Source organism: Mesorhizobium sp. CA10 (assembly GCF_020165285.1).
Classification (GTDB): Bacteria; Pseudomonadota; Alphaproteobacteria; order Rhizobiales; family Rhizobiaceae; genus Mesorhizobium.
Window position 1 is genome coordinate 165,803 of the sequence record NZ_JAIUHV010000009.1, and the last position, 23,592, is coordinate 189,394.

A 23,592-nucleotide genomic window follows, 5' to 3' on the forward strand; every position below is an offset into this window, starting at 1 on the left:
CCGCCGGGAAATAAAATCCGGACGAGAGTGCGTTGCCTGTAAGCCAGAGCGGATCATGGCCTGGCCATCGCCGAAAACAGGTCCGTTGGGGTAGAGTCGACGCTGTTTCTTGTCGGCGGTCGCTGCTCCCGCCCGTAACCGAAGAGCGGAATCAATGTCATGATTGTCCGAGCTTGGCGCTTGCTTTGGTATGGTGCGATCGCACCATACGCATGCGTCAGCCCCTTGCCGCCGTCCTGCCCGCTAAATTCGTTTTAACCGGCGTTGCGCCGGGTCTCTACGTCCGAACCCAGCCAGCGCTCGAGCTTTTCGAGCAGCGCCCGCGGACTGATCGGCTTCGGCAGGTAATCGTCCATGCCGGCTTCCAGGCAGCGTTCGCGGTCGCCCTTCAGCGCATGCGCGGTGACGCCGACGATCGGCACATGCGTGCCCATGTCCTCCTCGAGCCGGCGGATCGCGCCCGTCGCCTCCAGCCCGTTCATTTCCGGCATCGATACATCCATCAGGATCATGCGCGGATTGAGCCTGCCGAAGGCATCGAGCGCCTTGCGGCCGTTGCCGACGATCTCGAAGCGGTAACCGGTCTCGCCAAGGATCTGGGTGAACACCATCTGGTTCACCTCATTGTCCTCGGCGACGAGGATGTCGAGCTCGCGCTCGGCATCGGCGGGGCGCGGACGCGCCCGCGCCGGCGGCGGTTGCAGCATGGCGCGCTCCGATGCCGCCATCTGCGCTGGCGCGGCTTGCGGGGGGCTGGCGGCGCCAATGGCGGGTTGCGCCGCCGCGCTGCTGTGGCGGTGGCGCTGGACGGTCGAGACCAGCGTTTCCAGGAGAATGGAGGAACGCGCCGGCTTGATCAGCTGCGCATCGATGCCGAGGTCGCGATAGGCCGTGCCGGCAAGCGACTGGTCGACCGAGGTCAGCATGATGATGGGCGTATGCGCCAGGCCCGCCGTATTGCGCACGATGCGCGCCATCTCGGCGCCGGTCATGCCCGGCATCTGATAATCAAGCACGACGCAGTCGACCGGCACGCCGTAGGCGGCGGCGGCAATCAGCACCTTCAACCCTTCGGCGCCGCTTTCGGCCGCACAGGAATCGAACGTCCACGACGCCATCTGCTCGCTGAGGATCGAGCGGTTGACGGCATTGTCGTCGACGATGAGCACGCGCGCGCCGGTGACGTCGACCGGCATGATGCGCTGACCGCCCTGCTCGGCCTTGGGCAGCGTGATCGTGAACCAGAAGGTCGAACCCTTGCCTTCGGCGCTGTCGACACCGATCTCGCCGGCCATCATCTCGACCAGCCGCGAGGTGATGGCAAGGCCAAGCCCGGTGCCCTCATGCCGCCTGGTCGAGGAGGTGTCGACCTGACTGAATTTTTCGAAAACCTGCTTCAGCTTGTCTTCCGGAATGCCGATGCCGGTATCGGTCACGGAAATGGTGAGCCTCGTTCCCGCCGGAACCCGCTCACCCGTCACGTCGACCAGGACATGACCCTTGTCGGTGAATTTCACCGCGTTGCCGAGCAGGTTGGTGACGATCTGCCTGACACGGCCGACATCGCCGACGAACTGGCCGTCGAGGCCCGGCTGGATGCGAACGATGAGCTCGAGGTCCTTCTCCTTGGCGCGCGTCGACACCAGCGTCGCCACATCCTCGATCGCCTCGGCCAGATTGAAGGGTGCAGGGTCGAGCACCAGTTGGCCGGCATCGATCTTCGAGAAGTCGAGGATGTCGTTGATGATGGTGAGCAACGCATTGCCGGATTTGACAATGATGTCGGTGAACGTCTTCTGCTTCGGATCGAGGTCCGACTTTGCCAGCAGCTCTGCCATACCAAGAACCCCGTTCATCGGCGTGCGGATCTCGTGGCTCATATTGGCGAGGAACTCCGACTTGGCCCGGTCGGCGAGCACGGCGCGCCGGCGTGCCTCGCTGAGCTCCGCCTCGCGCTGCTTGAGTTCGGTGATGTCGGTGGTGGAGCCGATGAGATAGAGCGAGCCGTCCGAGGCGATCATCGCGCCCTTGCGCGCGAATTGATGCCTGACGCTGCCGTCCGGCATCGTCACCGTCTCTTCGATCTCCTGCGTCTCGCCGGTGCGCAGCACGGCAAGGTCGCCGGCGACGAAGGCTTCGCCGTCCGCGCCGAAAATCTCGACATCTGTCCTGCCGACGGCTTCTTCCTTGCTGAAGCCGGTGAGATCGCACCAGCCCTTGTTGACGTAGAATTGCCTGAGGTCCGAACGCTTGGCATAGATCGACACCGGCACATTGTCGATGAGGCTGCGGAACACCTCGTTCTCGCTCATGCTCCGCCGCAGCGCCTGCTCGCGCGCCTTGACGTCAGTGATGTCGGTGCTGGAGCCGACCAGATGCACCGACCCGTCGATCGCCACCAGCCGACTCTTGCGCGTCATCAGCTGGCGCACCGTGCCGTCGCGGTGGGTGACGGCTTCCTCGATCTCGCGTCCCGCGCCGGTCGCCACGACTTCGTTGTCGTCATTGCTGAAACCGTCCGCCTCTTCGGTCGCGAAAAGCTCGCGATCGGTCTTGCCGAGCACCTCGTCCTTGGGCAGTCCGGTCAGCGCGCACCAGGCCTTGTTGACGAATTCTATGGTGAGATCGTCGGCCTTGATGAAGGCTGCCACAGGCAGTTCGTCCATCACATGCCGGTAAAGGTCGATCTGGCGCATGGAATCGCGCAACGCCTTCTCGCGCGCCTTGATGTCGGTGATATCGACACGCACGCCGATGAATGTGCCGTCGTCGGTGCGCATGTCATAGACCTGGTACCAGCGCCCGTCGGCGTTGAGGCGTTCGTAGGCCGAGCTCGGCAAACGGTACCGCTTGAGCATGGCGTCAAGCCAGCGCTCGGTGTCGACGCCATACAGGCCGTCGATTCCGGGGTCGCCGCTCGAGCGGAAATAGCCGACGGAATGGCCAAGCGCCAACGCCTCGCGGAACGTGCGGCCAGGCTGCCAGGCCGGCTTCAGCGCCGGCAGCGTATCCTGCAGCTTGCGGTTGGCGAAGACGAAGCGGTCGTCGCGATCGTAGATGATGACCCCCGCCGGCAGCGACTCCAGTACGGTGACGAGATTCTTGCGCGCGTCCTCCGCCTCGTTCTCGCGCTGTTTCATGTCGGTGATGTCGACATAGGAGATCAGCCGCTTGCCGCCTGGAAGAGGCGCCAGCGAGGCGATCAGCGTGCGGCCGTCCTTGCGCGGCAACTGCCTGGACCCTGCGCTTCCAGCCCGGATTTCGGCCTCCCGTTCGGCCACATGGCTTTGCCAGGCCTGTTCCTCGGCGCCGAACGGATCGGCATCACGACTGGCTTCCATGAGGTCGCGAAAGCGACTGCCGGCCGGTGCGCGCCGAGGATCGATCTGCCAGAAGTCGTAAAATGCCCGGTTGACCACCTCCGCCCGCAATTCGGCATCGAGAACGATGACGCCGATCGGCATCGAATCGACCATCAGCCTGAGATTGGCAAGCGCCTCCGAGGTCCCGGCCATATCGTGGACGTCGCCGAGAAAGGCCTCGTTGCCGCGTCTGTCCGCCTTGTTGTCCGCCTCGACAGTCCCGTCCGTATCCGCCATTCCTACCCCCAAGGCCGAACTGTGCAGGTTCGTCGGGGGAATGTGCCCGACAAGCATTAACGATCCGCTAACCATATTGATTGCAACCGCCTGCCCCCGGTGCCGTTGAGCCAGCTTCCGGCCCTGGCGCCGGCTGCGGTAATCCGCCCGTTGGCGATCATGGCAACAACGCATTATAAGGTGCCTGAGGTGTTGCTAATGTTTGGTCGAATCGCGGCTTTCATCCTGTGCCCGGCGCTGCTTGCGGCGGGCGGCTGCGCGCGCAGCGACGACGGCACGGTGATCGTCCCGAGCCGGATGGACGTCAGACGTGTCTGGGACAAGGCGCCGCCGGGAACGACCGCGTCGCGGCAGATCGCGCCGGACGTGTTTCCTTTGCCGCCGCCGGGCGCGCCGCAAGGCCCGTCGGTCCGGCGCTATTCCAGGTCTCCGGCAAGGCCTTCATATAACCAGAATCTGGCTGATCAGTCTTCGGACGAGCAGACCGCTCTTACCTGCAGGAATGTCGGCGAAACCGGCAAGCGCTACCGCGTCATCTGCGAGTAGCCTCAATCCGCCGATCGATGCCGGCTGGATCCACTGCCCGTGAAGAAAGACAGCCCGACAGATTCAGCCCGGCCGCGACCGCGGCGATCACGGATCGCTGATGAAACCTTTGCCCGGTGACGGACGTTGTTGGCGTTGATGTGACGCGCGCTGCGCAGAGGAGACTGAAGATGTCCATTCACTTCACCGTCTCTGGCCTGACCAGGAACCTGATCCATTCGCTTGGGCTGGATCATGAGCATGCGCCGAGAGCCCTTACCCCCGAACAAAGCCTTCTGCTGGATTGCTACCTGGCCGGGCAGATCCCGGACTCCGCCTGGAACGATTATGTCTTCGAGATGCCGGAGCTGGAAAAGCACGCCCAGATCAGGCGCGCACGCGGACATGCCAAAACCTGAAGCGCATGGAGCGAATCTAGAAAGATCGCGACGCGCCTTAGGCTCGGTGCCTTCGCCGTGGCCTACTTCTTCGGCGAGTTGAACTGCAGCGTGAAGACGTTTCCGGCGATGCCTTGCGCCAGCGAGGGCGAAAGGCTGAGCGGCAGGCAATCGTTCAGGGCCTTGGTCGCAGCGTCGATATACGCCTTACGCGCCTTGTCGTCGCCGCTGACATGGATAGCAGTTGTTTTCGGCGGCCCGATCAGCGTGCCGTCGCGTTTGAAGCTGAAGCTGAGCGTCACCGAGGAATTGTCGGAATTGGCCGGCGGCGTCCAGCAGGCGAGCAGGGCGGCGCCAACCTCGTTCATACCGTTGAGCGGCGCGGCTTCGGCCGCGGCGCTCGCCAGGAGCGCGCTCGCGACCGAGGAAAGTTTCACCATTCTTTTCATCGCAGCCCTCATCGCTTTTTGCCCGGCTCGCAACTGTCAACCCTAGGTAATGGTAGGATCAATCACGCCGATGACAATAGGATTTCAACCGGTTCGGCACCGGATAAGTCGTATGTCGTCATTGCCGTGGGAGGCGATACAACCGCCGGAAAAGCAAAAGGCCGGCGCTGGGCCGACCTTTCCCTTCGCCTCCGCTTCGCGCCAGTACATCCGTGGTCGCGGCGAGGACTGTGACCAGTAGACAGGCGTTGGGTAAATGAAACCTTAACCTGAGCCGGCTGTTAGGCCCTGGCCTGCGATTTCACATGCGCGATGTAGCCGCGCACGTCGCCTGCCGGCTCCGCATAGGCCTTGCCGAGCTTCTTCTCCATGGCCGCCATGTATTCCTTCGCCCAGCTGGGCAGCGCGTAGTCGATGACCGCCAGGAACTCGAGCGTTGCCGCCAGCCTTATGTCGGCGATCGACGGGTTGTTGCCGCCGATGAATGGTTTGCCGTTGCGAAAGAAGGAGTGAAACACCTCGAGCGGCTCGGCGATCGCAGCCATCGCTGCCTTCTGCGCTTCCGATTTCTTGTCGGGATGGGCGTCGCTGTGGCCGACCTCGCCGGCATATTGCGGAAAGCCGAGCGCCGGATACGTCGCGCGCGCGACATAGGGATAAAGCGTGCCGACAAGGTAGAACATGGCGCTATCGATCATCGCCCGCTTTGCTGGCGCCTTCGGATAGAACTTGTCCAACCCGTGCTTGTTGGCGAGATACTGCATGATGGCGCAGCTTTCCCACAGCACGCCGCGCGGCAGGCCCTTGTCCTCGATCATCGGCGTCAGATGCGCCGGATTGCGCGCCAGGAATTCGGGCGAACGCGTGAGGCCCCAGGCATCGGTCTCCGCCGGATCGAGCCCGGCCGCGCGCGCGAACACTCGCACCGTCATGTTGTTGACGCTCGGCCTCAGCATGCTGAGTTTTATGCCAGGCTTCTTAGCTGGCTTCGCCATTTTCGATGTCGCCTTCGCGGCCGCTTTGGCAGTCGCCTTCGCCGATGTCTTGGCGCCCGATTTCGCGGCGGCTTTTACTGCGGCTTTCGGCGCGGTCTTGGCAGCGGGTTTCTTCGCGCTCTTTGTTGCGGCTTTTGCCATTTCATGTCCCTCCCTTTGCTTGCTCAGTACGGATTCCTCGGCACCCTGTTTTCCGACAGGGTTTCGCGTGACCGCTCGACCAGCGCCTGGATGGCGTCGGCAAGGTGCAATTCGGCGATGTTGTAGTCGCCCCGCGCCACGCGGATCTTGTGCGCCTCCATCAGCACGTCGGCATGGGTGAAGCCGGCCGGCGGGTCGAAGCGGTAGGACGCGAGCTCGATCAACAGCCCGAGCGGATCTTCGAAATAGATCGAATCCATGAAGCCGCGATCCTTGACGCCGCTGTGCTTGATGCCGCGCTCGTCGAGCCGCGCGACAGCCTGCAGGAAGGTGACCCGCGACACCGAGAACGCGATGTGATGGACGCAGCCGATATCGGTCGGTGTCCGCCGCTTGACCGGGACCCGGGTCTCGTCGGTGAAGACGGTGATCAGCCGCCCGTCGCCGGGATCGAAATAGAGATGGCTTTCGCTCGCCTTGTCGAGATTGGGCTGCTCGAAGATGAAAGGCATGCCGAGCACGCCCTCCCAGAAGTCGATCGAGGTCTGGCGCCCGGCGCCGACCAGCGTGATGTGATGAACGCCTTGCGACTGCAGCTTCCGCATTGGACTCCTCCCGCCCGCACTTGCGGCAGGCTTTGTGCAGAGAATGCTAAAGCAACTGCAAGCGCTGCGCCAGAACGGACGAACGCGCGAACGCCAGATTGGACCCAGCAGGGATTGGTCTTTCGGTCTACAGGAGAGTTGCTTGGTACGCCCAAGGGGAATCGAACCCCTGTTCCCGCCGTGAGAGGGCGGTGTCCTGACCGCTAGACGATGGGCGCGCTCAAGAACCGGCTACATAGGCTGGCCGCTGGGAAAAAGCAACTGGGGTTTCAGGTTGTCCGTAGACTTAGCGAAATGCCCCGGTCAGCCCTGCCGTTTCGGCTCGATCAGGTCCCAGAGATTGCCATGGAGATCGGAAAAGACCGCCACCGTGCCGTAGGCCTCGAAGCGCGGCGCCTCGCGGAACTCGACGCCCTTGGCGAGCATCGCCTGGTGATCGCGGGAAAAATCGTCGGTCTCGAGGAAGAGAAACACCCGGCCGCCGGTCTGGTTGCCAATGCGGCTTGCCTGCTCTTCGCCGGATGCTTCCGCCAGGAGCAGCCTCGCCCCCTTGCCCTTCGCCGGCGCGACGGTGACCCAGCGCTTGCCGCCGCCGAGATCGACATCCTGGCTCAGCACGAAACCGAGCCGCTCGACATACCAGGCGATCGCCTCGTCGTAATTGCCGACGACGAGCGCGACGGTCGCAATGCTGCGCTGCTCGGCAAAGCCGCTCATTTGTTGCGAACCGCGAATTGGCCGATGATGCGGCGCTCGGCGATGTCGTAGACGAAGATCGAACGGCCGCCATCGGCAAGCTCGGCGTCGATCGACAGGCGGTTGCCGGAGAGCGACTGGCTGATCACCTTGGCGCCGACGGGCAGCACGATGTCGCCCGAGAGCGGCGCACCGGCCGGAGCCTGAACATCGCCGGCGGGCGCCGATCCGGCCACCGGCGCGTTGCGGGCTTTGTAGACAAGCGCCCCGATCACCACCATAAGGGCCAGGAACAGAAGGCCGAGATTGACGATCATGAAGCGGACGAGCTTGCGGCGCACATTCTCGGCCGCGGGGTCGAGCGGCTTTTCCTCATCTTCTTCGGCGATCGGCCGGGCCATGGCTAAACAATCCGCAACGGGTTTCGATGAGCGCTCATAACGAAGAGAGTTCGACATTGATAGGGGAGGAGCCGACGGACGATGAGTTGGCCGCAGGCGAAGCCACCGTGCTGGAAGCCGGCGCCGATGCCGCCGGCCAGCGCCTCGACCAGTGGCTTGCCGCCAAGCTCGGTCCGGAGCTCTCGCGCAGCCGCGTGCAGGCGCTGATCAAGCAAGGCGCGGTCTCCGTTGCCGGCAGGAAGGTGCTGGAAGCCAAGCGCAAGCTGACGGTCGGTGAGAAGATCGAGATCCTGGTGCCCGCTCCGGAGCCGGCAGCGCCGCAGGGCGAGGATATTCCCCTCGACATTCTTTACGAGGACGACGAGCTGATCGTCATCAACAAGCCGGCGGGACTGGTCGTCCACCCCGGCGCCGGCAACTGGACCGGCACGCTGGTCAACGCGCTGATCCATCACTGCGGCGACAGCCTGTCCGGCATTGGCGGCGTCAGGCGTCCTGGCATCGTCCATCGCCTCGATAAGGAAACCAGCGGCGTCATGGTCGTGGCCAAGACCGACCGCGCCCACAAGGCGCTGTCGGAAGCCTTTGCCGATCATGGCCGCACCGGCGACCTCGAGCGCGCCTATCTGGCGCTGGTCTGGGGCATCCCGCCGCGGCCGGCCGGCACCATAGAGGCTGCCTTGGGCCGCGCCGCCGACCGCGTCCGCCGCGCGGTGGTGTCTGAAAGTCGCGACGACGCCCGCCATGCCGTCACCCATTTCAGCGTCGTCGAACGTTTCGGCGAAGGGCAGCAGGCTTTCGCCACGGCAAGCCTGGTCGAATGCCGGCTGGAGACAGGCCGGACCCACCAGATCCGCGTCCACATGGCCCATATCGGGCACCCCGTGATCGGCGACCCGGATTACGGGCAGGCCTTCCGCACCAAGGCCAACCGGCTGCCCGAGCCCTTGAAAACCAAGGTCAAAGCCTTTCCCCGGCAGGCCCTGCATGCCTGGCTCCTTGAATTCCGGCATCCGACCACCCATTTAACGATGAGGTTCGAAGCGCCGATACCGGGAGACATGGAGGAACTCGTCGGCGACTTCCGAAAACTCTGAACCGACCTGCTACGAACAAGCTGCAAACCAGCCATCAAAAAACCTGACCGGCGTTGTTCACTTTAGCGTGACAGACTGTTTAGCGTTGAACAAATGCCTGTCTTTTCTGGTTTTGTTCCTATATACACAGGTTGTCGCGGATGAGCCTTTGGCATCCGTGACGAACGCCCGCCGCGTTTCGGGGGCATCCACTCCAAAGAGAGAGGGGCGCTATCATGGCCCAATCATTACCCAGTATCGTTTCCGGTGAAGGCGGTCTCGCCCGTTACCTGGAAGAAATCCGCCGCTTTCCGATGCTTCAGCCGCAGGAAGAGTACATGCTCGCAAAGCGTTATGCCGAGCATCAGGACACCACGGCTGCGCACAAGCTCGTCACCAGCCATTTGCGGCTCGTCGCCAAGATCGCCATGGGCTATCGCGGCTACGGCCTGCCGATCGGCGAGGTGATCTCGGAAGGCAATGTCGGCCTCATGCAGGCCGTGAAGAAATTCGAACCGGAGCGTGGTTTCCGGCTCGCCACCTATGCCATGTGGTGGATCAAGGCCTCGATCCAGGAATACATCCTGCGCTCGTGGAGCCTGGTCAAGATGGGCACCACCGCCAATCAGAAGCGTCTGTTCTTCAACCTGCGCAAGGTGAAGGGCAAGATCCAGGCGCTCGACGATGGCGACTTGAAGCCCGAGCAGATCGCCGAGATCGCCACTCGCCTCAACGTTTCCGAGGCCGAAGTGGTGTCGATGAACCGCCGCCTTTCGGGCGACGCTTCGCTCAACGCCCCGATCCGGGCGAGCGAAGGCGAGTCCGGCGAATGGCAGGACTGGCTGGTCGACGATCACGAGAGCCAGGAAGAGATGCTCATCGAGCAGGACGAGCTGGAAAACCGGCGCACCATGCTGTCGGGCGCCCTGTCGGTGCTCAACGACCGCGAGCGGCGCATCTTCGAGGCGCGTCGCCTGGCCGAAGAGCCGCTGACGCTAGAAGAACTCTCGGCCGAGTTCGACATCAGCCGCGAGCGCGTGCGCCAGATCGAGGTGCGCGCCTTCGAGAAGGTGCAGGACGCGGTCAAGGCGGCCGCCAAGCGCCAGACCCAGGCGCTGCGGACCATCGAGGCGCAGCCGGCGGCGTAAAGCCACCACGCATTGAGCAGCAAAACGGCGGCGCCAGAATCTGGCGCCGCCGTTTTTTTGGCGAAAGCGGTCGCGCGCCCCTTTTTCCCCGTCACTATACGGGGAGAAATGACCGGTAGGACAATGAGGGGCAGCGCCGACGCTGCGAGGTTATCGTTCAGGGCAACAATCGCTTCAAAGGGCCGGCGCGCTGATCCTCGACCGCGGCGCCGCCCCTCATCCGCCCTTCGGGCACCTTCTCCCCGTGAACGGGGAGAAGGAAAGGCTCAGGCCGTCGGCTGCTTGGTCTTCCTGAGGTACGGCAGCACCGTCTCATACGCGCCGAAACGCTTGATCGCGTCCTCGTTGGAGACGGCGGCGGTGATGATGACGTCGTCGCCCTGCTTCCAGTTGGCCGGCGTCGCCACCTGGTGCTTGGCCGTCAGCTGGATGGAATCGATGACGCGCAGGATCTCGTCGAAGTTGCGGCCCGTGGTCATCGGATAGGTCAGCGCCAGCTTGATCTTCTTGTCCGGGCCGATGACATAGACCGAGCGCACGGTGGCGTTGTCGGCCGGCGTGCGGCCCTCGGAGGTCTCGCCGGCGCCTGCAGGCAGCATTTCATAAAGCTTGGCGACCTTGAGGTCCTTATCGCCGATCAGCGGATAGTTCACCGTCTGGCCGGTGGCGGTCTTGATGTCAGCCTGCCACTTCTCGTGGCTCGATACCGGATCGACCGAGATGCCGATGATCTTGACGTTGCGCTTTTTGAACTCGCCTTCGAGGCCGGCCATGGTGCCGAGCTCGGTGGTGCAGACCGGCGTGAAATTCTTCGGATGGCTGAACAGCACCGCCCAGCCGTCGCCGATCCAGTCGTGGAACTTGATGGTGCCCTGCGTGGTTTCGGCCGTGAAATCCGGCGCGACATCGTTGATACGAAGACTCATGACCTATCCCTACCCTTTTTTATGAAACGATGGCCGGCGCGGCCGGCAAGCATTCTAAGCTACCACCATCGCGGCATCGGTCAAACGCCAGGAGCCGTAACCTAGCCCGCTGCAGCCAAATATTTTTTTGGCGAGCACGGCGCTCTTCGGCAGGATTTTGCACTTTCGCGAGAGGGTGGGCCCCCGCTCAGGCTTTCCTTATCGCGAGCGTCGCCGTGAGGTCTTCCATGCGCTGCGCGAGCGCGCCGAGCGCGGTCGTGAGCACGCTGTCGCTCTTGTCGGCCTTGGTCAGCGCCTCGTCGCGCGTCTTGCGCAAGGTCAGCACTTCGCTCTCCATGCCTTTGACACGCTTGGCGAGCTCCGAGAGCTCGTCCATCACCATGATGCCCGCCATGACGGTTAGCCTCTGGTCGCCGATCTCGCCGAAGGAATCCTTCAGGTGCGAGACATAACGGTCGAAGCGCTCGGCAAGGTCGATCAGATGCTCTTCCTGGCCCTCGTCGCAGGCCATCCGGTACTGCTTGCCGTCGATGGAAACGGTGACCTGTGCCATTGCCTTACCTGTCCAGAACCGCGCGGATAGTTTCCATGGCGGTCACCAGCCGCCGCGACACTTCCTTGTTGGCGTCTTCCAGCCGCTCGGCGCGCGCTTCGGAATTGTCGAGCTCCTGCGCCAGGCGCGAACGGTCGGCGTTCATGCGCTGCACCTCGGCCTCGGCTTCCGAATAATCGCGCTCATGCTCGAGCTTCGCCGCCACGGCGTTTTCCAGCCCTTCCATGGCCTTGCCCAGCCTGGCGATGACTTCCTTGAGGGTCGTTTCCCCGGTCATGGCTTCGTCCTATGCCCTGCCCATCACCGAATCGCACGCGTTCAGAATGCGTTACCTGGGAAAGATTAGGCGCCGGGTGAAGGGCGCGTCAACAAAGCTCTCGCGACTGTCCCCCGCTATCGCTAATGTAGGCGCCGGGCGCCATCACAAGCCCGGCAAAATCCATCCCGATTTGTTGACTAAAAGACCGCGCCTGCTATGTGTCGCGGCATCCTTTTCCAAGGGTTCTCCCCAGGCTCCAACTCACTTCCGGAGGAAGCATGACCTCGCGTGAACAACATGATCGGATGGCCAACGCGATCCGTTTCCTTTCCATGGACGCCGTCGAGAAGGCGAACTCCGGTCACCCAGGCCTGCCCATGGGCTGCGCCGACATTGCCACGGTGCTGTTCAGCCGTTTCCTGAAATTCGATGCCAAGGCACCGCACTGGGCCGACCGCGACCGCTTCATTCTGTCGGCCGGCCACGGCTCGATGCTGCTCTATTCGCTCCTCTACCTCACCGGTTATGAGGACATGACGATCGACCAGATCAAGAATTTCCGCCAGCTCGGCTCCAAGACCGCCGGCCATCCCGAATACGGCCATGCCGCCGGCATCGAGACCACCACCGGCCCGCTCGGCCAGGGTCTTGCCAATTCGGTCGGCTTCGCGCTCGGCGAGCGCATCATGAACGCCGCCTTCGGCAACGACCTCGTCAACCATTATACCTATGTGCTGGCCGGGGACGGCTGCCTGATGGAAGGCGTCTCCCAGGAAGCCATCGCGCTGGCCGGGCATCTGAAGCTCAACAAGCTGATCGTCTTCTGGGACAACAACAACATCTCGATCGACGGTCCGGTCTCGCTGGCCGACAACACCGACCAGGTCGCCCGCTTCCAGGCCTCGGGCTGGAACGCCAGTCACATCGACGGCACCGATCCGGAAGCGATCGCGTATGCCATCGAGGCGGCGCGCCATTCCGACAAGCCGACGATGATCGCCTGCAAGACCACCATCGGCTTCGGCGCCCCGACCAAGGCCGGCACCAACAAGGCGCATGGCTCGCCGCTGGGCGCCGAGGAAATCGCCGGGGCGCGCAAATTCTTCAACTGGGACTCGCCGCCCTTCGAGATTCCGGCCGACATCCTCGATGCCTGGCGGACCGTCGGCACGGGTGGCGCCAAGGCCCGCGCCGACTGGGAAGGCCGCCTGGCGAAGGCCGAGCCGAAGCTCAAGGCCGAGTTCGAGCGCCGCCTCGCCGGCAAGCTGCCCTCCAACTTCGACGCCGTCATCGCCGACTACAAGAAGCAGCTGTCGGCCGACAAGCCGAAGGTCGCCACCCGCAAGTCGTCGGAGATGGCGCTGGAAGTCATCAACGGCGCGGTGCCGGAAACCATCGGCGGCTCGGCCGACCTCACCGGCTCCAACAACACCAAGACCAGCCAGACCAAGAACATCACCCCCGATGATTACGGCCAGCGCTATGTCCATTACGGCATTCGCGAACACGGCATGGCGGCGGCGATCAACGGCCTGACCCTGCATGGCGGCCTGATCGCCTATGGCGGCACCTTCCTGTGCTTCTCCGACTACGCCCGCCCGTCGATGCGCCTTGCCTCGCTGATGGGCATCCGCTCGATCTTCGTCATGACGCATGATTCGATCGGCCTCGGCGAGGACGGCCCGACGCATCAGCCGGTCGAGCATCTGGCGGCGCTGCGCGCCATCCCCAACCACAATGTCTTCCGCCCGGCCGACGCGGTCGAAACCGCCGAATGCTGGCAGATTGCGCTGGAATCCGAAAAGACGCCCTCGACGCTGGCGCTGACCCGCCAGAACCTGCCGACCGTGCGCACGGAGCATTCGGCGACGAACCTCTCCAGCCAGGGCGCCTATGAGCTGGCCGCGGCCGGCGGCGAGGCCGTGGTGACGATCTTCGCCACCGGCTCCGAGGTCGAGATCGCGCTTGGCGCGCGCGACCTGCTGGAAAAGCACGGCCATCCGACCCGCGTCGTCTCTGTGCCCTGCTTCGAGCTGTTCGACCAGCAGAGCGAGGATTACCGCAAGAAGACTATCGGCAACGCCAAGGTGAAGGTCGCGATCGAAGCCGGCATCCGCCAGGGCTGGGATCACCTGATCGGCACCGACGGCATTTTTGTCGGCATGCACGGTTTTGGCGCCTCCGGCTCGATCGAGCAGCTCTATCCGCATTTCGGCATCACCGCCGAAGCTGCGGCCAAGGCGGTCGAAGCCCGGCTGCACGGCAACTAAGAATTGGCTCAGCCCGGCAACGTCGGTTGACGCTTTGCCGGGCTGGACCAACCTAATCGATTTAAATGCGACCTTCTGCGGCTGGATTCTTGCGCCTTCCGCCGTTATGACACTGCGGACCCATCCGCCCCAAGGGAGAGAACAATGACCGTCAGAGTTGCCATCAACGGATTTGGCCGCATCGGCCGCAACATCCTGCGCGCCATCCATGAATCCGGCCGCAAGGACATCGACGTGGTCGCCGTCAACGACCTCGGCCCGGTCGAGACCAATGCGCACCTGTTGCGCTATGACAGCGTGCATGGCCGCTTCCCGCATGAAGTGACCGTGGACGGCGACCAGATCTCGGTCGGCAAGGAGAAGTTCAAGGTCACCGCGATCAAGGACCCGACCCAGCTGCCCTGGAAGGAGCTCGGCGTCGACATCGCGCTCGAATGCACGGGCATCTTCACCGCCCGCGACAAGGCGGCCGCGCACCTGACCGCCGGCGCCAAGCGCGTGCTCGTCTCGGCCCCGGCCGAAGGCGCCGACCTCACCGTCGTCTACGGCATCAACCACGACAAGCTGACCAAGGACCACATCGTCATCTCGAACGCGTCCTGCACCACCAACTGCCTGGCGCCGCTGGCGGCCGTGCTGCACGAGACCGTCGGCATCGAGAAGGGCATGATGACGACGATCCACTCCTACACCGGCGACCAGCCGACGCTGGACACCATGCACAAGGATCTCTACCGCGCCCGCGCCGCGGCGCTGTCGCAGATCCCGACCTCGACGGGCGCCGCGAAGGCGATCGGCCTTGTCCTGCCCGAGCTCAAGGGCAAGCTCGACGGCATTTCGATCCGCGTGCCGACCCCGAACGTCTCGGTTGTCGACTTCAAGTTCATCGCCAAGCGCTCGACTTCCGCTCAGGAGATCAACGAAGCGGTCATCGCCGCGTCCAATGGCAAGCTGAAGGGCGTTCTGTCGGTCACCCATCACCCGAACGTGTCGATCGACTTCAACCACGACCCGCATTCCTCGATCGTGGCACTCGACCAGACCAAGGTGATGGACGGCAACTTCGTCTCGGTGCTGTCCTGGTACGACAACGAATGGGGCTTCTCGAACCGCATGGGCGACACCGCCGTCGCCTTCGGCAAGACCATCGGCTGATCGCTCGTCAATTTACAGTTCAAAACGCCCGGCTTCGGCCGGGCGTTTTCGTTTAAGTCGCGGCGGATCAGCGCACCATGGTGACTAGCCGGAACACCAATCGCGTCGTCATTCCAGAATCCGCGGCTGAGCTTCGCTCCTGCTTCGCCCTGGAATGACGAAGTTTGGAAGCATTGAACCCAAAAAACATCCTGTTGCCTTGCACTGGTCATGTCTTCGCCCCACTCTCCCGTAAAGCCACAAGCAGAGGGATTTGGAGGGGCAATAGCGGATGGAGCATGCGATCTATCTCGTGACGCTGGTCGGCACGGCGCTCATTGTCGCCGCCGCGTTTTCGAGCCTGATCGCCTTCCGCTTCGGCGCTCCGTTGCTGCTGCTTTTCCTCTGCATCGGGCTGGCCACCGGCGTCGACGGCCTCGGCATCGAATTCGACAATGCGCGGCTGGCTTATTTTGCCGGCTCACTGGCTTTGGCCGTGATCCTGTTCGATTCCGGTTTCGGCACGCCGCTCAACGCGCTCAGGCAAGCAGCCGGGCCGGCGCTGTCGCTGGCCACGATCGGCGTTATCCTGACCACAGCCATCTTCAGCGCCGCCGCTTCCTATGTTCTCAAGCTCAGCTGGCTGGAATCCTCCCTGCTTGGCGCTGCCGTCGCCTCCACCGACGCGGCCGCCGTCTTCTTCCTGCTGCGCGCCGGCGAGATCCACCTGCGCGAGCGCGTGCGCGCAACGCTCGAAGTGGAATCCGGCACCAACGACCCGATCGCCATCTTCCTCACCATTACCCTGGTCGAGATCATCGCCGCGCATGCCAACCCGGAAGCCAACGTGCTGGCCACCAACCTTTTGCTCGGCTTCCTCGCCAATATGGGGCTCGGCGCCATCATCGGCGTGCTCGGCGGCTTTGCCATCGTGCGTCTGGTCGAGCGGCTGAATCTCGATCACGGCCTGCTGCCCATCTTCGTGCTGACGCTATCGCTGATGGTGTTCGCGGCAGCCGGCGCCGTCGGCGGCTCGGGTTTCCTCGCCGTCTATCTTGCCGGGCTGATCGCCGGCAATTCCGACATACGCGCCGTCACCATCCTGAAGCGTTTCCAGGACGGCATGTCGTGGCTGGCGCAGATCATCATGTTCCTGATCCTCGGCCTGTTCGCCACACCCTCGCAATTCCCCGAAATCCTAGTGCCGGCGATCCTGCTCGGCCTGTTCCTGATCTTCGTCGCCCGCCCGGTCGCGGTCTGGCTCTGCCTAATCCCGTTCCGGCTGCCGCGTCCCGAGGTCGCCTTCGTCTCCTGGGTCGGCCTGCGTGGCGCGGTCTCGATCCTGCTCGCCATCACGCCGCTGCTCGGCGGCCTCGAGCACGGCCGGCTGATCTTCAACGCCGCCTTCATCATCGTGCTGGTGTCGCTGGTGGTGCAGGGCTGGACGGTCGGTCCGCTGGCGCGCCGCCTCGGCCTGATCGTGCCGGCCCGTCTTGGGCCGCTGGACAAGGTGGAGCTCGAATTGCCGGGCTCGGCACATCATGAGCTGCTCGCCTATCGCGTAGCAGCCGGCAGTCCGGTAGCGCGCGGCGAGCGCATCCCGCGCTGGGCGAGGCCCTCGCTGGTGCTGCGCGACGGCCGCTCGATGCGCTTCCAGGACATGGGCCGGCTGGCGGCCGGCGATCAGGTCTACATCTTCGTACCGGACCGCTACCCGCGCCTGCTCGACAAGCTTTTTGCCAGCCGCGCCGTGGTCGATCCGGAGGATGCCGACTTCTTCGGCGCCTTTGCCGTCGATCCGGCCCGCTCGGCCGCGGAGCTGGAAGCCGCCTATGCCCCCGGCCTGTCCGAGGCCGAGCAGAAGCTCACCGTTGCAGCGCTCGTTACCGAGCGGCTCGGCGGCCGTGCCGAATATGCCGACCGTGTGATGATCGGACCGATCGAGCTGATCGTGCGCGATGTCGATGAGAAAGGCAGAATCACCGGCCTTGGCCTGTCCTTCGAGCCGACCGCGCCGGTCGCGCGCGTGCCGGTGTTCATGAGCGCCGGTGAGATCGGCGACCGCATCGCAGCGCTGATCCGCAGCTGGCGCAGGCCGGCGGCGAAGCAGGCAGCCGACGACGTGCCGGTCGACACCGTTGCGCCCGCACCGGACGGGCAAAAGGCAACCGGCGAAGGCTGATGTCTCACGGCGACATCATTTTTGCGCGCGCGCCATTGACGCGGCCCTTGCATCGTCTTCCGCGCCGAGTAAGGTCGCCGCGTTTTCGCTAGAGCAATTTCAGGAAAAGTGTGGGCGGTTTTCCGTCCGGATTGCGTCAAGGCACCAGGAAGGAACGACCATGGCCGGCTTCAAGACACTCGACGATATCGGCGCCGTCAGCGGCAAGCGCGTCCTGGTGCGCGTCGACCTCAACGTTCCCGTCGCCGACGGCAAGGTGACCGACGCCACTCGCATCGAGCGCATCGCGCCGACCATCGCCGAGCTCTCGAAGAAGGGGGCCAAGGTCATCCTGCTTGCGCATTTCGGCCGCCCCAAGGACGGCCCGTCGGACGAATTCTCGCTGGAGCCGATCGCCAGGGCCACGGCTGACGTTCTCGGCCGCCCGGTCGGTTTCGCCGCCGACTGCATCGGCGCCAAGGCCGCCGAAGCCGTCGCGGCGATGAAGGACGGCGAGGTCCTGCTGCTCGAGAACACTCGCTTCCACAAGGCGGAGGAGAAGAACGAACCGGCCTTCACCGAACAGCTCGCCGCCAATGGCGACATCTATGTCGACGACGCCTTTTCGGCCGCGCACCGCGCGCATGCTTCGACCGAGGGTCTGGCGCATCATTTGCCGGCCTTTGCCGGCCGCACCATGCAGGCCGAGCTCGACGCGCTGGAAAAGGGCCTCGGCGATCCGGTACGGCCGGTAGTGGCCATCGTCGGCGGCGCCAAGGTCTCGACCAAGATCGACCTGTTGATGAACCTGGTGAAGAAGGTCGATGCGCTGGTGATCGGCGGCGGCATGGCCAATACCTTCCTTGCCGCGCGCGGCACCGATGTCGGCAAATCGCTCTGCGAGCATGACCTCGCCGGCACCGCCAAGCAGATCATGATCGAGGCGGCGGAAGCCGGCTGCGCCATCATCCTGCCCGCCGACGGCGTGGTCGCCAAGGAATTTAAGGCGGGCGCCGCCAGCGAGACCGTCGCCATCTCGGACGTGCCGTCCGACGGCATGATCCTCGATGTCGGCGCAAAGACCGTGCAGAGCGTCAACGACTGGATCGACCGCGCCGCGACGCTGGTCTGGAATGGGCCGCTCGGCGCCTTCGAGATCGAGCCTTTCGACCGCGCTACGGTGGCCGCGGCAAAACATGCCGCCGCACGCACCAAGGAAGGCAAGCTGGTCTCGGTAGCCGGCGGCGGCGACACGGTGGCCGCGCTCAACCATGCTGGCGTCGCCGACGACTTCACCTATGTCTCGACCGCCGGCGGCGCGTTCCTCGAATGGATGGAAGGCAAGCCGCTGCCCGGCGTCGAGGTGCTGAAGCGGTAAACAATCCGAGACCAGGCAAAGCCCGCGCGGCTTTCAATCGATTCTAGCTTTCCGGCGTCATTCCTTTGGCGGTAGTGTTCTGCTAGCGCGGAATAAACGCAGCGTAGGAGAGCACCCATGAGCGAACGTCTCGAAGATATCGCCGCCGCGATGGTGAGCGGCGGCAAGGGCCTGTTGGCCGCCGATGAGAGCTCCGGCACCATCAAGAAGCGTTTTGACGTCATCGGCGTCGAATCCACGGCCGATAACCGGCGCGACTATCGCGAGATGATGTTCCGGTCCAGGGAGGCGATGTCAAAATACATCTCCGGCGTCATTCTCTACGATGAGACCATTCGCCAGAAGGCCGCCGACGGCACACCGCTGGTCGACATCATCAAGGCGTCCGGCGCCATTCCCGGCATCAAGGTCGATCTCGGCGCCAAGCCTCTCGCCGGCTTTCCCGGCGACACCATCACCGAGGGCTTGGACGGGCTGCGCGAGCGGCTCGCCGACTACTACAAGCTCGGCGCCCGCTTCGCCAAATGGCGCGCGGTGATCGACATCGACACCAACAAGGGCGTGCCCTCGGCCAATTCGATCGCCTCGAACACCCACGCGCTGGCCCGCTATGCCGCGCTGTGCCAGGAGGCCGGCATCGTGCCGATCGTCGAGCCGGAAGTGCTGATGGACGGGGCGCATTCGATCGACACCTGCTACGACGTCTCCAAGGCGACGCTGATCAAGCTCTACGACGAGCTTTACGCGGCCCGCGTCGTGCTGGAAGGCTCGATCCTGAAGCCGAACATGGTCATCTCCGGCAAGAAGTCGGGCAAGAGCGACAGCCCGGAGGAAATCGCCGAAAAGACGATCAAGCTGTTCCGCGAAGTGGTGCCGTCGGCAGTGCCCGGCATCGCCTTCCTCTCCGGCGGCCAGGAGGACGAGGAGGCGACCGCCAACCTCAATGCCATCAACGCCATCGGCCCGCATCCTTGGAAACTGACCTTCTCCTATGGCCGCGCGCTGCAGGCCGCGCCGCAGAAGGCATGGAGCGGCAAGGCCTCGAACGTTGCTGCCGGCCAGGCTGCCTTCACCCACCGCGCCCACATGAACCATCTGGCGGCGCTCGGGAAATGGCAGCCGGCGCTGGAAAAGGCCGCCTGACGCCATCCCTGAGCAGTGCATAAAACCCGGGCCGGCAACCCGGGTTTTTTTGCTTTTTGCGAGCCGCCTTCCCACTTGTCAGGCGCCGACCGCTATCGGCCATGTCGGATCGCGCCGATGTCGAACGTCCTTGGCAGGAGAGGACAGGAGATGGTCATGCATCGCAATGCCGTGGTTTCGCGCGAAGACTGGTTCGAAGCGCATCGCAAGCATCTCGAACGCGAGAAGGAGCTGACAAAGTTCCGCGAGCTTATCGCCGCGGAGCGGCGGCAGTTGCCCTGGTTCAAGCTGCGCAAGGATTATGTTTTCGAGAGCGAAGCAGGGCCGAAGCATCTTGCCGAGCTGTTCGCCGGCAAGAGCCAGCTCATCGTCTATCATTTCATGATGGCGCCGGGCTCCGACCACCGCTGCGAGGGCTGCTCGTTCCTCGCCGACCATATCGATGGCGCCGACCAGCATCTGAAGCATCATGACGTCTCGCTGGTCGTCGTCTCGCGCGCGCCGCTGGCCGAAATCCTGCCTTACAAGCAGCGCATGGGCTGGAAGTTCGACTGGGTGTCGTCTTATGCGTCCGATTTCAACTTCGACCTGCAGGTCTCCTTCACCGACAGGCAGATCGCGGCGGGCGAAACCACCTATAATTTCGAGAAGCGCCCGCTGCGGTCGAAAGACCTGCCCGGCACCAGCATCTTCTATCGCAACGAGTGCGGCGACATCTTTCTCACCTTCATGTCGCGCGCCCGCGGCGGCGATGCGCTGATCGGCGCCTATCATTATCTCGACATGACGCCGAAGGGCCGCGGCGAGACGGGTCCCTATCACAACCTGATGGACTGGGTGCGCCTGCATGACGAATATCGGGACAAAGACAAGGATCGGTCGGACCGCTGTGCGTGAACGGCAGGACGCGCCACTCGCGAGCCGTCCTCCCCCGAATATGGACAGGCCTACGCCCAGTGCCCAAGCACCGCCGCCAGCGAGATAGCGGCCATCGCAAGCAGCGCCAGCTTCCAAAAATCGCCGCGCCGCTTCAGCCCCGGCCAGCCCAGCGGCTTGATGACCTGGATCAGCATGATGCCGCAGATGACAAGGGCGAGCAGTTTCGTCATGCCGCCTTTGACCAGCATCGATGGCGACTGTCAAAGCTGTTCTCGAGCGCACCCTCGGGCGGAGCATTCCTGACAGAAATAGGGCCTATTCGAACGCTGCGAGCGGCACCGCACCGTCTTCCTCCGCACCCTGCCAACCTCCTGACAGACTGCTGTCAGGAGGGGTGTGAGATACTCTTCTCATCAAAAAGAGAGGAGTGAGGTCATGAACGGTTTTACAATTCTGCGTAGTGTGCAGCATTATGTCGGCAGAATCCGCACCGTGCGCAACGAGATTCGCACCCAGCGTTTCCTGAACACCTTGCCGGCGGACATCCGCAAGGACATCGGCTGGCCGGATCTTTACCAGGGCCGCGTGCGTGAAAACTGAAATTTGCCGCCGCGACTTGGATTGTGGCGGCAGCGCGCCCAGATGTAATGGCGGCCAGCGATGTTGAGTTCAGGGAAAGAAACCTTTGTTTGCCGGCAGCTTCGCCGCAGCCTCCTAACAGTATGTTGTCAGGAGGCATGCGGTAATTGGAGCGGCTTCGATCCTGACAGCAACGAACATGGTTCGACGATCCGGAGTAATCCGCAATGGTGAGAAGCTGGAACGACAAGCTGAACGCACCGGGCGTCAACCACATCAAGCCGTCGCCGCGACTGTCCTTCGGAGCGAAATTCATTGCCGCGCTGCGCAAGCGCGAAGCGCTTATGCCATAATCCTCGGGGGATCTAGCGATGCGTCGTGCTGACAGGCTTTTCCAGATCGTGCAGCATTTGCGAGGCGGCCGGCTGGTCACCGCGCAGAAGCTTGGCGCATGGCTCGAGGTTTCAGAACGCACCATTTACCGCGACATAGCCGACCTGCAGTCGACCGGCGTGCCGATCGATGGCGAAGCGGGCGTCGGCTACATGATGCGGGAGGGATTCGATCTTCCCCCGCTGATGTTCACACGTGACGAGATTGTGGCGCTGGTTGCCGGCGCCCGTATGGTGCGCGCCTTCGGCGGCGCTACGATGGCGAGGGCCGCCGACGAGGCGCTGGTCAAGATCGGCGCCGTGCTGCCCGACACCGAGAAGGACCGCATCGCCCGCACCGAGATCCACACGCCGATGTGGGTGGTGAGCGACGCCGCGCGGGAAGCGATCGACCTGATCGAGCGCGCCATCGAGAAGCGCCAGGTGCTGACCATCGACTATTCCGACGAAGCCGGCCGCGGCACCGCGCGCGACATCAGGCCGTTGGGGCTGTGGTTCTGGGGCAAGGTCTGGACACTGGTCGCCTGGTGCGAGATGCGCGATGATTTCCGCGCCTTCCGCATCGATCGCATCGCCTCGGTCGTCATTGCCGGCCGCATCTTCAAGCCGGAGCGGGGCAAGCAGCTCGCCGATTTCTACCGCGCCGTCGAGCGCTCAGAGGATTACGGCATGGCCCCCGACCGCGCCGCGCGGACGTGACTTCCTCCCAAGCCATTGTCCAATAAAAAAGCCCGCTTCGAGCGGGCTTTTTTATTGGATGCCGGGACGCTTACTCCTGATCGTCGTCTTCGTTCTTGTCCTTCGACTTGAGCGCCGAAAGCTTGGCGAAGACGGCGTTGGCATCGAGCTCCTGGTCCTCGTCCTTCGGCTTCTCCGGCGCCGGCACCAGCCGTTCGGTGAGCGCGGCGGGCAGCAGTGTGTCGCCGACGGGCTGCGCCGGCTCGCGGCCGCGCGAGGCGCGGTTGACTTCGAGGTCCAGGTCGATCTGCGAGGTGAGGCCGAGCGTCACCGGATCCATCGGCTGCAGATTGGCCGAGTTCCAGTGCTTGCGCTCGCGGATCTGCTCGATCGTCGACTTGGTGGTGCCTACGAGACGAGCAATCTGCGCATCCTTGAGCTCGGGATGGTTGCGCACCAGCCACAAGATGGCGTTCGGCCGGTCCTGGCGCTTCGACAGCGGCGTGTAGCGCGGGCCTTTGCGCTTCGATTCCGGCACCCGCACCTTCGGCTCCGACAGCTTCAGCCGGTAGTTGATGTCCTTCTCGCCGCGCGCGATCTCGTCGCGCGTCAACTGGCCGGTGATGATCGGGTCCATGCCCTTGATGCCCTGGGCCGACTCGCCGTCGGCGATCGCCTTGACCTCCAGCGGATGCAGCCCGCAGAACTGCGCGATCTGCTCGAAGGAAAGCGCGGTGTTGTCGACCAGCCAGACGGCGGTCGCCTTGGGCATCAGCAGCGAATTGGCCATATCAAAAATCCTTCTCGTTCGCCCGCGTTCCCGCGCGGGCGGTGGTTTTAGAGCCACCAAAATGGGAAATTCGCGGCCTGTATAAACGCTCCCTCCAATTTTCGCAATGTTTTTGGGAAGGGCCGATTCAAGGCCCTAAAAAGACAAAACCCGCTGGACGAGGTCCAGCGGGCTTGGAACCGGAAACAAAGCAAGCGTCTCGACGGCTCTGGCTTGCATGTCGCAGCCCGACCGCGAGGCCGGGCTGCGTCTGATTACACCGCCTGGCGGGCGATACGCTCGATGTCGGCCCGGTTGATGCCGAGGTCGCTCAGCTGGCGGGCATTGAGCTTGTTCAATTCGCGCACGGTCTCGTTGTACATGCGCCACTTACGGAAAGCACTGATCGGGTTCATGATGGTTCTCCAGTCGTTTGGT

The 23,592-nt window shown here is 63.7% G+C and carries 25 protein-coding genes and 1 tRNA gene; 13 read left to right on the forward strand and 13 right to left on the reverse strand.

Annotated elements, in window-relative coordinates; genetic code table 11:
- Nucleotides 1-254: 254 nt before the first annotated feature.
- Nucleotides 255-3,599: a response regulator gene (locus tag LB535_RS19775; protein WP_224633388.1), complete on the reverse strand. Its 3,345-nt coding sequence runs from the start codon at nucleotides 3,597-3,599 to the stop codon at nucleotides 255-257.
- Nucleotides 3,600-3,797: 198 nt separating this feature from the next.
- On the opposite strand from LB535_RS19775, the gene LB535_RS19780 reads away from it, so the two are divergent.
- Nucleotides 3,798-4,145 (forward strand): hypothetical protein, encoded by a 348-nt coding sequence (locus LB535_RS19780; protein WP_224633389.1) that lies wholly within the window; start codon nucleotides 3,798-3,800, stop codon nucleotides 4,143-4,145.
- Between the two features lie 170 nt (nucleotides 4,146-4,315).
- Nucleotides 4,316-4,543, forward strand: coding sequence for a hypothetical protein (locus tag LB535_RS19785; protein ID WP_224633390.1), 228 nt, complete (start codon nucleotides 4,316-4,318; stop codon nucleotides 4,541-4,543).
- Between the two features lie 62 nt (nucleotides 4,544-4,605).
- Here LB535_RS19785 and LB535_RS19790 read toward each other — a convergent pair whose 3' ends face one another.
- The 6 genes from LB535_RS19790 to LB535_RS19815 all read right to left on the reverse strand — a co-directional run bounded on the left by LB535_RS19790 (nucleotide 4,606) and on the right by LB535_RS19815 (nucleotide 7,809).
- Complete coding sequence (locus tag LB535_RS19790) at nucleotides 4,606-4,962, reverse strand: hypothetical protein (protein WP_411969588.1); 357 nt, start codon at nucleotides 4,960-4,962, stop codon at nucleotides 4,606-4,608.
- A gap of 290 nt (nucleotides 4,963-5,252) precedes the next feature.
- Nucleotides 5,253-6,107, reverse strand: a complete 855-nt coding sequence (locus LB535_RS19795) for a glutathione S-transferase family protein (RefSeq protein ID WP_224633392.1) — start codon at nucleotides 6,105-6,107, stop codon at nucleotides 5,253-5,255.
- Between the two features lie 23 nt (nucleotides 6,108-6,130).
- Nucleotides 6,131-6,712, reverse strand: coding sequence for a VOC family protein (locus tag LB535_RS19800; protein ID WP_224633393.1), 582 nt, complete (start codon nucleotides 6,710-6,712; stop codon nucleotides 6,131-6,133).
- 143 nt (nucleotides 6,713-6,855) lie between these two features.
- Nucleotides 6,856-6,930, reverse strand: a tRNA-Glu gene (locus tag LB535_RS19805).
- Between the two features lie 85 nt (nucleotides 6,931-7,015).
- Nucleotides 7,016-7,429, reverse strand: coding sequence for a VOC family protein (locus tag LB535_RS19810; protein ID WP_224633394.1), 414 nt, complete (start codon nucleotides 7,427-7,429; stop codon nucleotides 7,016-7,018).
- Nucleotides 7,426-7,809 (reverse strand): fimbrial protein, encoded by a 384-nt coding sequence (locus tag LB535_RS19815; protein ID WP_140693096.1) that lies wholly within the window; start codon nucleotides 7,807-7,809, stop codon nucleotides 7,426-7,428. Before LB535_RS19815 ends, LB535_RS19810 begins: the two co-directional genes overlap by 4 nt.
- Nucleotides 7,810-7,835: 26 nt before the next feature.
- On the opposite strand from LB535_RS19815, the gene LB535_RS19820 reads away from it, so the two are divergent.
- Together LB535_RS19820 and rpoH are read left to right on the forward strand one after the other, a co-directional pair.
- Nucleotides 7,836-8,906: an RluA family pseudouridine synthase gene (locus LB535_RS19820; RefSeq protein ID WP_224633395.1), complete on the forward strand. Its 1,071-nt coding sequence runs from the start codon at nucleotides 7,836-7,838 to the stop codon at nucleotides 8,904-8,906.
- A 215-nt stretch (nucleotides 8,907-9,121) separates the two neighbouring features.
- Nucleotides 9,122-10,033, forward strand: a complete 912-nt coding sequence (gene rpoH / locus LB535_RS19825) for an RNA polymerase sigma factor RpoH (protein WP_095767360.1) — start codon at nucleotides 9,122-9,124, stop codon at nucleotides 10,031-10,033.
- Between the two features lie 266 nt (nucleotides 10,034-10,299).
- Here the strand turns inward: rpoH and LB535_RS19830 are convergent, their stop codons facing one another.
- The 3 genes from LB535_RS19830 to LB535_RS19840 all read right to left on the reverse strand — a co-directional run bounded on the left by LB535_RS19830 (nucleotide 10,300) and on the right by LB535_RS19840 (nucleotide 11,789).
- Nucleotides 10,300-10,959: a peroxiredoxin gene (locus LB535_RS19830; RefSeq protein WP_140847021.1), complete on the reverse strand. Its 660-nt coding sequence runs from the start codon at nucleotides 10,957-10,959 to the stop codon at nucleotides 10,300-10,302.
- 187 nt (nucleotides 10,960-11,146) lie between these two features.
- Nucleotides 11,147-11,512, reverse strand: coding sequence for a cell division protein ZapA (locus tag LB535_RS19835; RefSeq protein ID WP_140847018.1), 366 nt, complete (start codon nucleotides 11,510-11,512; stop codon nucleotides 11,147-11,149).
- Nucleotides 11,513-11,516: 4 nt separating this feature from the next.
- A complete protein-coding gene (locus LB535_RS19840; RefSeq protein ID WP_023763725.1) occupies nucleotides 11,517-11,789 on the reverse strand; it encodes a DUF4164 domain-containing protein in 273 nt (90 codons plus the stop codon).
- Between the two features lie 260 nt (nucleotides 11,790-12,049).
- Between LB535_RS19840 and tkt the strand changes: the two genes are divergently transcribed.
- From tkt to LB535_RS19870, 6 genes are all read left to right on the forward strand, one after another.
- Nucleotides 12,050-14,041 carry a transketolase gene (tkt, locus tag LB535_RS19845; RefSeq protein WP_095767357.1) on the forward strand — a complete coding sequence of 664 codons (1,992 nt, stop codon included), beginning with the start codon at nucleotides 12,050-12,052 and terminating at the stop codon, nucleotides 14,039-14,041.
- A gap of 144 nt (nucleotides 14,042-14,185) precedes the next feature.
- Entirely contained in the window at nucleotides 14,186-15,196 is a 1,011-nt protein-coding gene (gap, locus tag LB535_RS19850; RefSeq protein WP_095767356.1) for a type I glyceraldehyde-3-phosphate dehydrogenase, read from the forward strand.
- Nucleotides 15,197-15,467: 271 nt separating this feature from the next.
- Nucleotides 15,468-17,357 (forward strand): potassium/proton antiporter, encoded by a 1,890-nt coding sequence (locus LB535_RS19855; RefSeq protein ID WP_224527131.1) that lies wholly within the window; start codon nucleotides 15,468-15,470, stop codon nucleotides 17,355-17,357.
- A 160-nt stretch (nucleotides 17,358-17,517) separates the two neighbouring features.
- The gene (locus LB535_RS19860; protein ID WP_224633396.1) at nucleotides 17,518-18,714 is read left to right on the forward strand and encodes a phosphoglycerate kinase; all 1,197 of its coding nucleotides are present in this window, start codon (nucleotides 17,518-17,520) and stop codon (nucleotides 18,712-18,714) included.
- A gap of 117 nt (nucleotides 18,715-18,831) precedes the next feature.
- On the forward strand, nucleotides 18,832-19,857 hold the full coding sequence (locus LB535_RS19865) for a class I fructose-bisphosphate aldolase (protein ID WP_224633397.1): 1,026 nt from the start codon (nucleotides 18,832-18,834) through the stop codon (nucleotides 19,855-19,857).
- Nucleotides 19,858-20,013: 156 nt separating this feature from the next.
- A complete protein-coding gene (locus LB535_RS19870; protein ID WP_224633398.1) occupies nucleotides 20,014-20,754 on the forward strand; it encodes a DUF899 domain-containing protein in 741 nt (246 codons plus the stop codon).
- Between the two features lie 50 nt (nucleotides 20,755-20,804).
- On the opposite strand, the gene LB535_RS19875 is transcribed toward LB535_RS19870, so the two are convergent.
- A complete protein-coding gene (locus LB535_RS19875; protein WP_042641561.1) occupies nucleotides 20,805-20,984 on the reverse strand; it encodes a hypothetical protein in 180 nt (59 codons plus the stop codon).
- A 187-nt stretch (nucleotides 20,985-21,171) separates the two neighbouring features.
- On the opposite strand from LB535_RS19875, the gene LB535_RS19880 reads away from it, so the two are divergent.
- The 3 genes from LB535_RS19880 (at nucleotide 21,172) to LB535_RS19885 (ending at nucleotide 22,406) form a co-directional block, all read left to right on the forward strand.
- Nucleotides 21,172-21,336, forward strand: a complete 165-nt coding sequence (locus LB535_RS19880) for a hypothetical protein (RefSeq protein WP_095767353.1) — start codon at nucleotides 21,172-21,174, stop codon at nucleotides 21,334-21,336.
- Nucleotides 21,337-21,542: 206 nt separating this feature from the next.
- Nucleotides 21,543-21,668 (forward strand): hypothetical protein, encoded by a 126-nt coding sequence (locus LB535_RS28870; protein ID WP_263490834.1) that lies wholly within the window; start codon nucleotides 21,543-21,545, stop codon nucleotides 21,666-21,668.
- Between the two features lie 18 nt (nucleotides 21,669-21,686).
- The gene (locus tag LB535_RS19885; protein ID WP_095767352.1) at nucleotides 21,687-22,406 is read left to right on the forward strand and encodes a helix-turn-helix transcriptional regulator; all 720 of its coding nucleotides are present in this window, start codon (nucleotides 21,687-21,689) and stop codon (nucleotides 22,404-22,406) included.
- A 70-nt stretch (nucleotides 22,407-22,476) separates the two neighbouring features.
- Here the strand turns inward: LB535_RS19885 and LB535_RS19890 are convergent, their stop codons facing one another.
- Nucleotides 22,477-23,175, reverse strand: coding sequence for a DUF1013 domain-containing protein (locus LB535_RS19890; RefSeq protein WP_095767351.1), 699 nt, complete (start codon nucleotides 23,173-23,175; stop codon nucleotides 22,477-22,479).
- 254 nt (nucleotides 23,176-23,429) lie between these two features.
- Nucleotides 23,430-23,570, reverse strand: a complete 141-nt coding sequence (locus LB535_RS19895) for a DUF1127 domain-containing protein (RefSeq protein WP_095767350.1) — start codon at nucleotides 23,568-23,570, stop codon at nucleotides 23,430-23,432.
- Between the last annotated feature and the right edge of the window lie 22 nt (nucleotides 23,571-23,592).

Coding starts and splice junctions, on each gene's coding strand:
- LB535_RS19775 (WP_224633388.1), bottom strand. CDS start 3,599: ATGGCGGATACGGACGGGACTGTCGAGGCGGACAACAAGGCGGACAGA.
- LB535_RS19780 (WP_224633389.1), top strand. CDS start 3,798: ATGTTTGGTCGAATCGCGGCTTTCATCCTGTGCCCGGCGCTGCTTGCG.
- LB535_RS19785 (WP_224633390.1), top strand. CDS start 4,316: ATGTCCATTCACTTCACCGTCTCTGGCCTGACCAGGAACCTGATCCAT.
- LB535_RS19790 (WP_411969588.1), bottom strand. CDS start 4,962: ATGGTGAAACTTTCCTCGGTCGCGAGCGCGCTCCTGGCGAGCGCCGCG.
- LB535_RS19795 (WP_224633392.1), bottom strand. CDS start 6,107: ATGGCAAAAGCCGCAACAAAGAGCGCGAAGAAACCCGCTGCCAAGACC.
- LB535_RS19800 (WP_224633393.1), bottom strand. CDS start 6,712: ATGCGGAAGCTGCAGTCGCAAGGCGTTCATCACATCACGCTGGTCGGC.
- LB535_RS19810 (WP_224633394.1), bottom strand. CDS start 7,429: ATGAGCGGCTTTGCCGAGCAGCGCAGCATTGCGACCGTCGCGCTCGTC.
- LB535_RS19815 (WP_140693096.1), bottom strand. CDS start 7,809: ATGGCCCGGCCGATCGCCGAAGAAGATGAGGAAAAGCCGCTCGACCCC.
- LB535_RS19820 (WP_224633395.1), top strand. CDS start 7,836: ATGAGCGCTCATAACGAAGAGAGTTCGACATTGATAGGGGAGGAGCCG.
- rpoH (WP_095767360.1), top strand. CDS start 9,122: ATGGCCCAATCATTACCCAGTATCGTTTCCGGTGAAGGCGGTCTCGCC.
- LB535_RS19830 (WP_140847021.1), bottom strand. CDS start 10,959: ATGAGTCTTCGTATCAACGATGTCGCGCCGGATTTCACGGCCGAAACC.
- LB535_RS19835 (WP_140847018.1), bottom strand. CDS start 11,512: ATGGCACAGGTCACCGTTTCCATCGACGGCAAGCAGTACCGGATGGCC.
- LB535_RS19840 (WP_023763725.1), bottom strand. CDS start 11,789: ATGACCGGGGAAACGACCCTCAAGGAAGTCATCGCCAGGCTGGGCAAG.
- tkt (WP_095767357.1), top strand. CDS start 12,050: ATGACCTCGCGTGAACAACATGATCGGATGGCCAACGCGATCCGTTTC.
- gap (WP_095767356.1), top strand. CDS start 14,186: ATGACCGTCAGAGTTGCCATCAACGGATTTGGCCGCATCGGCCGCAAC.
- LB535_RS19855 (WP_224527131.1), top strand. CDS start 15,468: ATGGAGCATGCGATCTATCTCGTGACGCTGGTCGGCACGGCGCTCATT.
- LB535_RS19860 (WP_224633396.1), top strand. CDS start 17,518: ATGGCCGGCTTCAAGACACTCGACGATATCGGCGCCGTCAGCGGCAAG.
- LB535_RS19865 (WP_224633397.1), top strand. CDS start 18,832: ATGAGCGAACGTCTCGAAGATATCGCCGCCGCGATGGTGAGCGGCGGC.
- LB535_RS19870 (WP_224633398.1), top strand. CDS start 20,014: ATGCATCGCAATGCCGTGGTTTCGCGCGAAGACTGGTTCGAAGCGCAT.
- LB535_RS19875 (WP_042641561.1), bottom strand. CDS start 20,984: ATGCTGGTCAAAGGCGGCATGACGAAACTGCTCGCCCTTGTCATCTGC.
- LB535_RS19880 (WP_095767353.1), top strand. CDS start 21,172: ATGAACGGTTTTACAATTCTGCGTAGTGTGCAGCATTATGTCGGCAGA.
- LB535_RS28870 (WP_263490834.1), top strand. CDS start 21,543: ATGGTGAGAAGCTGGAACGACAAGCTGAACGCACCGGGCGTCAACCAC.
- LB535_RS19885 (WP_095767352.1), top strand. CDS start 21,687: ATGCGTCGTGCTGACAGGCTTTTCCAGATCGTGCAGCATTTGCGAGGC.
- LB535_RS19890 (WP_095767351.1), bottom strand. CDS start 23,175: ATGGCCAATTCGCTGCTGATGCCCAAGGCGACCGCCGTCTGGCTGGTC.
- LB535_RS19895 (WP_095767350.1), bottom strand. CDS start 23,570: ATGAACCCGATCAGTGCTTTCCGTAAGTGGCGCATGTACAACGAGACC.